Annotated in this window: 4 protein-coding genes and 1 pseudogene; all 5 read right to left on the reverse strand. The window is 74.4% G+C overall.

Annotated elements, in window-relative coordinates; genetic code table 11:
• Positions 1 to 449: response regulator (locus tag G4D87_RS32805; protein WP_163786627.1), on the reverse strand; the 449-nt coding region annotated here is incomplete at its 3' end.
• Positions 446 to 2626, reverse strand: a complete 2181-nt coding sequence (locus G4D87_RS32810) for a hybrid sensor histidine kinase/response regulator (protein WP_163786628.1) — start codon at positions 2624 to 2626, stop codon at positions 446 to 448. The genes G4D87_RS32810 and G4D87_RS32805, both read right to left, overlap by 4 nt.
• Positions 2626 to 4269 carry a methyl-accepting chemotaxis protein gene (locus G4D87_RS32815; protein ID WP_163786629.1) on the reverse strand — a complete coding sequence of 548 codons (1644 nt, stop codon included), beginning with the start codon at positions 4267 to 4269 and terminating at the stop codon, positions 2626 to 2628. Before G4D87_RS32815 ends, G4D87_RS32810 begins: the two co-directional genes overlap by 1 nt.
• Entirely contained in the window at positions 4266 to 4877 is a 612-nt protein-coding gene (locus G4D87_RS32820) for a chemotaxis protein CheW (protein WP_163786630.1), read from the reverse strand. The genes G4D87_RS32815 and G4D87_RS32820 overlap by 4 nt, the downstream gene beginning before the upstream one ends.
• Positions 4877 to 5585, reverse strand: a pseudogene (locus G4D87_RS32825) (CheR family methyltransferase); the annotation flags it as partial. The pseudogene G4D87_RS32825 and the gene G4D87_RS32820, both read right to left, overlap by 1 nt.

Here is a 5585-nt window from a genome sequence, read left to right on the forward strand (position 1 = left end):
GGCGTGGGGGTGGCGGCGCGGTCCGGCCAGCGGCGCACCACCTTCACCTCGGCCATGGCCTTGAGGGTGTCGCGCAGGCGGCGGCTGTCCGCGTCGAAGTCCGGGGACTCCGGCCCCAGGGGCTTCTGGAGCACCGCGAGCGCGCCCGCGCGCAGCGCGGCCATGGAGGTCTGGATGTCGCGCTCCACCAGGGTGGACACCACCACCACCGGCGTGGGCACCTCCGTCATGATGCGGCGGGTGGCCTCCAGGCCGTCCATCCTCGGCATCTGGATGTCCATGGTCACCAGGCTGGGTCGCAGGCGCTGGGCCAGCTCCACCGCCTCCACCCCGTCCTTGGCCTCACCCACCACCGTCAGGGCGGGGTCGGCGCGGACGATTTCCACCAGCAGGCGTCGGGCGGTGGGCGAGTCCTCGGCCACCAGGATGCGCAACGGGTCGTTCTTCATAGCAGTCGTCTCAGCGTCTCCAGCAGGCTCGTCGGGTCGAACGCGCTCTTCACCAGATAGGCACTGGCGCCGGCTTGCAGACCGCGCGCCTTGTCCTCCGGCTTGCCTCGGGCGGTGACGAGCACCACCGGCAACCGGGAGAAGCGCGGCGAGCCCCGCACCGCCTCGGTGAGGGTGAAGCCGTCCATGCGCGGCATCTCCACGTCCAGCACCAAGGCGTCCGCGCCGCCCGCCTGGAGCCGCTCCCAGGCGTCCGCGCCGTCCACGCAGGCCACCACTTCATAGCCCGCGCTCTCCAGGATGCTCTGCTCCAGCGCGCGCGTGGTGGGCGAGTCGTCCGCCAGCACCACCCGCCGCCGCGTCCGCTGGGCGGCGGGGGCGGGGAAGAGCGAGGCCGCCGCGCGGCCACCCGCCGCGCGGACCAGGGACAGGGGGTTGAGCAGGAGAGACAGCCGCCCGTCCGGCAGCACCGCCGCCGCGGACACGTGCCGGGCCCGGCGCACGCGGTGGCCCAGGGAGCGCACCAGCGCCTCCTGTTCGGCGAGCACCTCGTCCACGACCACCACGGCGCGCGCGCTGCCCGCGGCCAGCACCACCGCGCCCCGGCGCGCGCGCGGCGGGCCGGGCGGCAGGCCCAGCACCTCCGCCAGCGAGGCCAACGGCACCAGCGCGTCACCCGAGGCCCAGGCGGGGCGGCCCTCCACGTCGCGCACCTCGTCGGGCGCCAGGCGCACCAGCCGCGCCACGCTCTCACTGGCCAGCGCCAGCATCTGCCCGCCCGCCGACACCAGCAGCACCCGCAGCGTGCTCAGCGTGAGGGGCACGTCCAGGATGAAGCAGCTGCCCAGGCCCGGCCGGGTCGTCACCTCCACGCCGCCGCGTAGCCCCTCCACGTGCATGCGCACCACGTCCAGGCCCACGCCGCGGCCGGCCACCTGCGTCACCTGCGCCGCGGTGGACAGACCGGCCAGGAACACCAGCCGCGCGGCCTCCTCGTCGCTTTCGGGCACGCGCAGGCCCCGGGCGCGCGCCTGCCCCCTCAGCGCGTCCAGGTCCAGGCCGCGCCCGTCGTCATCCACCGTCACCTCGACGCGGCTGCCCTTGAGGCGCGCGGTGAGGATGAGGCGCCCTTCGGCGGGCTTGCCCAGCCGCTGGCGCTCCTCGGGGCTCTCCAGCCCGTGGGCCACCGCGTTGCGCACCAGGTGCAGCAGCGGCTCTCGCAGGCCCTGCAGCAGGGAGCGGTCCAGCTCCAGCGCGCCGCCGTGAATCTCCAGCCGCACCTGCCGGCCCATGCTTCGCGCCACGTCGCGCGCGGCGCGCTCCAGGCCCTCGCAGCCTTCCTCGAAGGACAGGGTGCGGGCGCGGCGGACCTCGTCGTCCAGCCCCGTGGCCACGCCGCCCAGCGCGCGGCGGTCCGCGGCCAGCTCCAGCGTCACCCGCGCCAGCTCCGTCTCCGCGCGCAGCAGCGCCTGTTCGCCGGGCGTGCCGAGCACCGCATCGCGGGCCTGCGCCAGCGCCTCGCGCACCGAATCCAGCGCGTCCGCGCGGCCCTCCAGCCGGAGCGTCGCCACGCGCAGCTCCCCGCTGCGGGCCAGCAAGGCGTCCAGCTTCTGCGCGGAGACGCGCACGGGCAGCGCCTCGGCCCCGGGGGAGGCGCCGCCGCCCGGGGGCGGCTCCCCGCTGGCCGGGGTGGCGGTGGGTGACGGCACCGCGTCCTCCAGCATGGGCGGAGGCGCTGGTGGCGGCGCGCCGCGCGTGGGGGCGTGCGCGCCGGCCCGGCGTCCGGCGGCGCGCTCCAGCTGGGGCAGCAGCGTCTCCAGCGGCGAGCCCGCCAGGTCCTGCCGCGCGGCCAGGCGCCGGCCCGCGTCGTCGAGCGCGTCCACGGTGGTGAAGCACAGCTCGTATACGTCGGGCATGCCGGCGCCCGCGTCACGCACCTGCTCCAGCAGCTCCTCCATGCGGTGGCAGGCCGTCTCCACCAGCGTGGCGCTGGCCGCGCGCGCCGCGCCCTTCACGCTGTGCAGCGTGCGCAGCAGGGACGCCACGAGCCCCGCCATGCGCGCGGGCGCTGTCTCGCGCTCCAGGGCCAGCAGCTCGCGGTTGAGCGAGACGACGTGGCCCTCGAGCTCCTCGAGGAACGTGGCCAGCAGCGCTTGGGCCAACCGGTCGCGGTCCATCAGCGCCCGTACTCTCCCAGCAGCCCCTTGAGCTTCTGGCCCATGCCGTTGAGGTCCTGCATGGCGCGCTCGGTCTGCCGCGACGAGATGAGGGCCTGCTGCGTGGCCTGGTTCACGTCATGCATGGCCTGGCGAATCTGGCCGATGCCGGTGGCCTGCTGGTTGGCGGAGGCGGCAATCTGCGCCGCCGTCAGCGAGGCCTGGGCCAGCAGGTCCGACAGCGTCTGGATGTTGGAGCCCGCCTCGGACACCACGCGGGTGGCGGTGGCCACGCTCTTGGTGCCTTCCTCGGTGGTCATCACCGCGCCGTGGGTGGCCTTCTGAATCTGGCCCAGAATCTGGCGCACCTGGCCGGTGGCCTTCTTGGACTGGTCCGCCAGGGCCTTCACCTCGGAGGCCACCACCGCGAAGCCGCGGCCGTGCTCGCCGGCGCGGCTGGCTTCGATGGAGGCGTTGAGCGCCAGCATGTGCGTCTGCTCGGAGATGTCGTTGACGGTGGTGATGATGTCGCCAATGGCCTGGGCCTGCTCGGCCAGGGCGAGGATGCGCGAGGCGATGGACTCCACCTGCTCACGCACCGCGCCCATGGCGCCCACGGCCTCCTCCACGGCGCGGCGGCCGCTGCGGCCCACGTCCTCGGCGTGGCGGGCGGAGTCGCTCACCGCGCGGGCGCGGCCCGCGGCCTCCTCGGACGTCTTGGTGATTTCCTCGATGGTGCTCACCGTCTCCGTCACCGCGCTGCCCTGCTCCTGGGCGCCGGCCACCTGCTCGGTGGTGCTGGAGAGGATTTCCGCGCTGGCGCCGGCGAGCTGGTTGACGAACTCCGCCACGGTGCGGAGCGTGTGCTCGCGCTGCTCGGACTCCTTCTCCAGCTGGACCTCGTTCTGCTGGCGCTTCTCCGCCATGTCGTTGAACGCGCGCGCCAGCTGGGCCGTCTCGTCCTGGCCCTTTACCTCGATGCGGTGCTCCAGCTTCCCGCGCCCCAGTTGCTCGGCGCCCACCATGAGCGCGCGCAGCGGCGTGGTGATGCCGCGGGTGATGAGGTAGCTGCCGCCGCCGACGATGAGCACGCCCAGCAGCGTGCCGATGCCCAGCACCCAGAGGATGCGCTGGGCCATGTCCCGGGCCGCGGTGGCGTGCTCGTCCCAGCGCTCCTGCTCCGCCACCAGCATCTCGGCGATGACCTGCTTGACCAGGAGCATGGCCGCCCGGCCCTGGCCGGCCTGGACGAACTTCGCTCCGGCCTCCAGTCCCTCCACGCGGCGCAGGCGGATGCCCTCCTCCAACTGTTTCAGCCGCTGGGCGACGATGGGCTCCAGCCGGTTCAGGCGCGCCCGCTGGGCGACATGGTCCGTCATGGCGTCGCGCAGGCGGGCCAGGTCTTCCTGGAGCGCCGCCGTCGCCTCCTGGTAGGGCCCCAGGTAGGCCTCGTCCCCCGTGAGGATGAAGCCGCGCTGGCCGGACTCGGCGTCCATCAGCAGCGCGCGGACCTCGCGGATGACGCGGAAGTTCTCATGGGCCATCAGCAGGCCCGCGGTGCTCGTCGTGAGCTGATTGGCGCCCTGGAAGGACACACCCGCCACGATGAGCAACATCAGTAGCGACAGTCCGAAGCCGAACGCGATGCGGTTCCCGATGCTCATACTGCTCCTTCGCCGGACAAATCGAACATGAGGCGACTGTCACCCAGGAGCGCCTCTCCCTCCAGCACCAGGGTGCCATCCCTGTCGGCCGCGGACACGAGGTGTCCGGCCGCGTCGTTCAGGGACGTGGGCGGCGCCAGCAGCTCGCTGCCCGCCAGCACGGTGACTTCCTCCACTTCCTCGGTGCGCACGCCCAGCTCCGCCCGCCCCACGCCCACCACGAGCAGCGGGCCCGCGGTGTCCGAAGGCGCGCGTCCGAAGAGCGGCGCCAGCTCCACCACGGGCAGCACCTCGCCATGCATCAGGGTGAGGCCGCGCAGCACGGGGGGCGCGCCTGGCAGCGTCACCAGCTCCGGCGCGCGCACCACCTCCAGCACGAAGCGGGACTCCAGGGCGTAGCGCTGGCCGGCGGCCTTGAAGCGGACCACCTCGCGCAGCGTGCCAGGGTCGACCTGGGGACGGGGCTCGCGCGAGAGCGCCCGGGCGCGCTTCTCCAGCAGCGCCGCGGCCTCCTCGGAGGACAAGGTGCCCTGTTCCTTCTCCAGGTTGGCCAGCCGCGCCAGCCGCGCGCGTGTGGCGTCCCAGTCGATTTTGCCGGAACCCGGCATCAGCTCAGCTCCTCACCGGCAGCCAGGGCTGCCTCCATGCGGGACCGCTCTCCACGCGCCACCTCCGCCAGCCTGCTGGCGCTCTCGCCGTCCGCGTGGGAGACGGGCGCGTCCGGAGGCAGGGCGTCGCACAATTGCTCCGCTTCGCGCCAGGCCTTCATGGCGCCGGACGTGTCGCCGTGCCTGCGTAGCACGCGCCCGAGGATGAGCCACGCCACGATGAGTGTGGGCTCCAGATACAGCGCCTGCCGGACGGCGCGCTCCGCGTCCGCCGTGCGTCCCTGTCCCAGCAGCAGCAGGGCTTCCAGGTAGCGCAGTCCTGGCACCAACGGGTGCCGGGTGGCGGCTTCGGTGCAGGCGTAGACGGCGGCGGCGGCGTCCAGGTTCGCCAGCGCGCGAACCGCCAGGGCGGCGGTGTCCGCGTCGGAGTCCAGCGCGCCCAGGTGCTGGGCCGCCTCGCGCCAGTGGCCCCGCGCCAGGGCCTGCCGGGCCGCGTGCAGGGCCGTCGCGCTGGGGGCGTGCGCCGGTTTCCCGGGGGCACGGGGGCCCGGCGTGGCTTCTTGCGCGGACCGGGACGGGCCCGCCGCGTGGGTGGGGGCCCCGTCCGCACGGCCGCCCTCCGCTCCGGGGGCGTTCCAGGCGGGGGCCGTCCTGGTTTCGGAGCCGCCCGGGAGGCCCGGCGAAGGGGTGCCCGCCGCGGTACCGGGT

Origin of the sequence: Myxococcus vastator, from assembly GCF_010894475.1 — a bacterium.
Taxonomy (GTDB): domain Bacteria; phylum Myxococcota; class Myxococcia; order Myxococcales; family Myxococcaceae; genus Myxococcus; species Myxococcus vastator.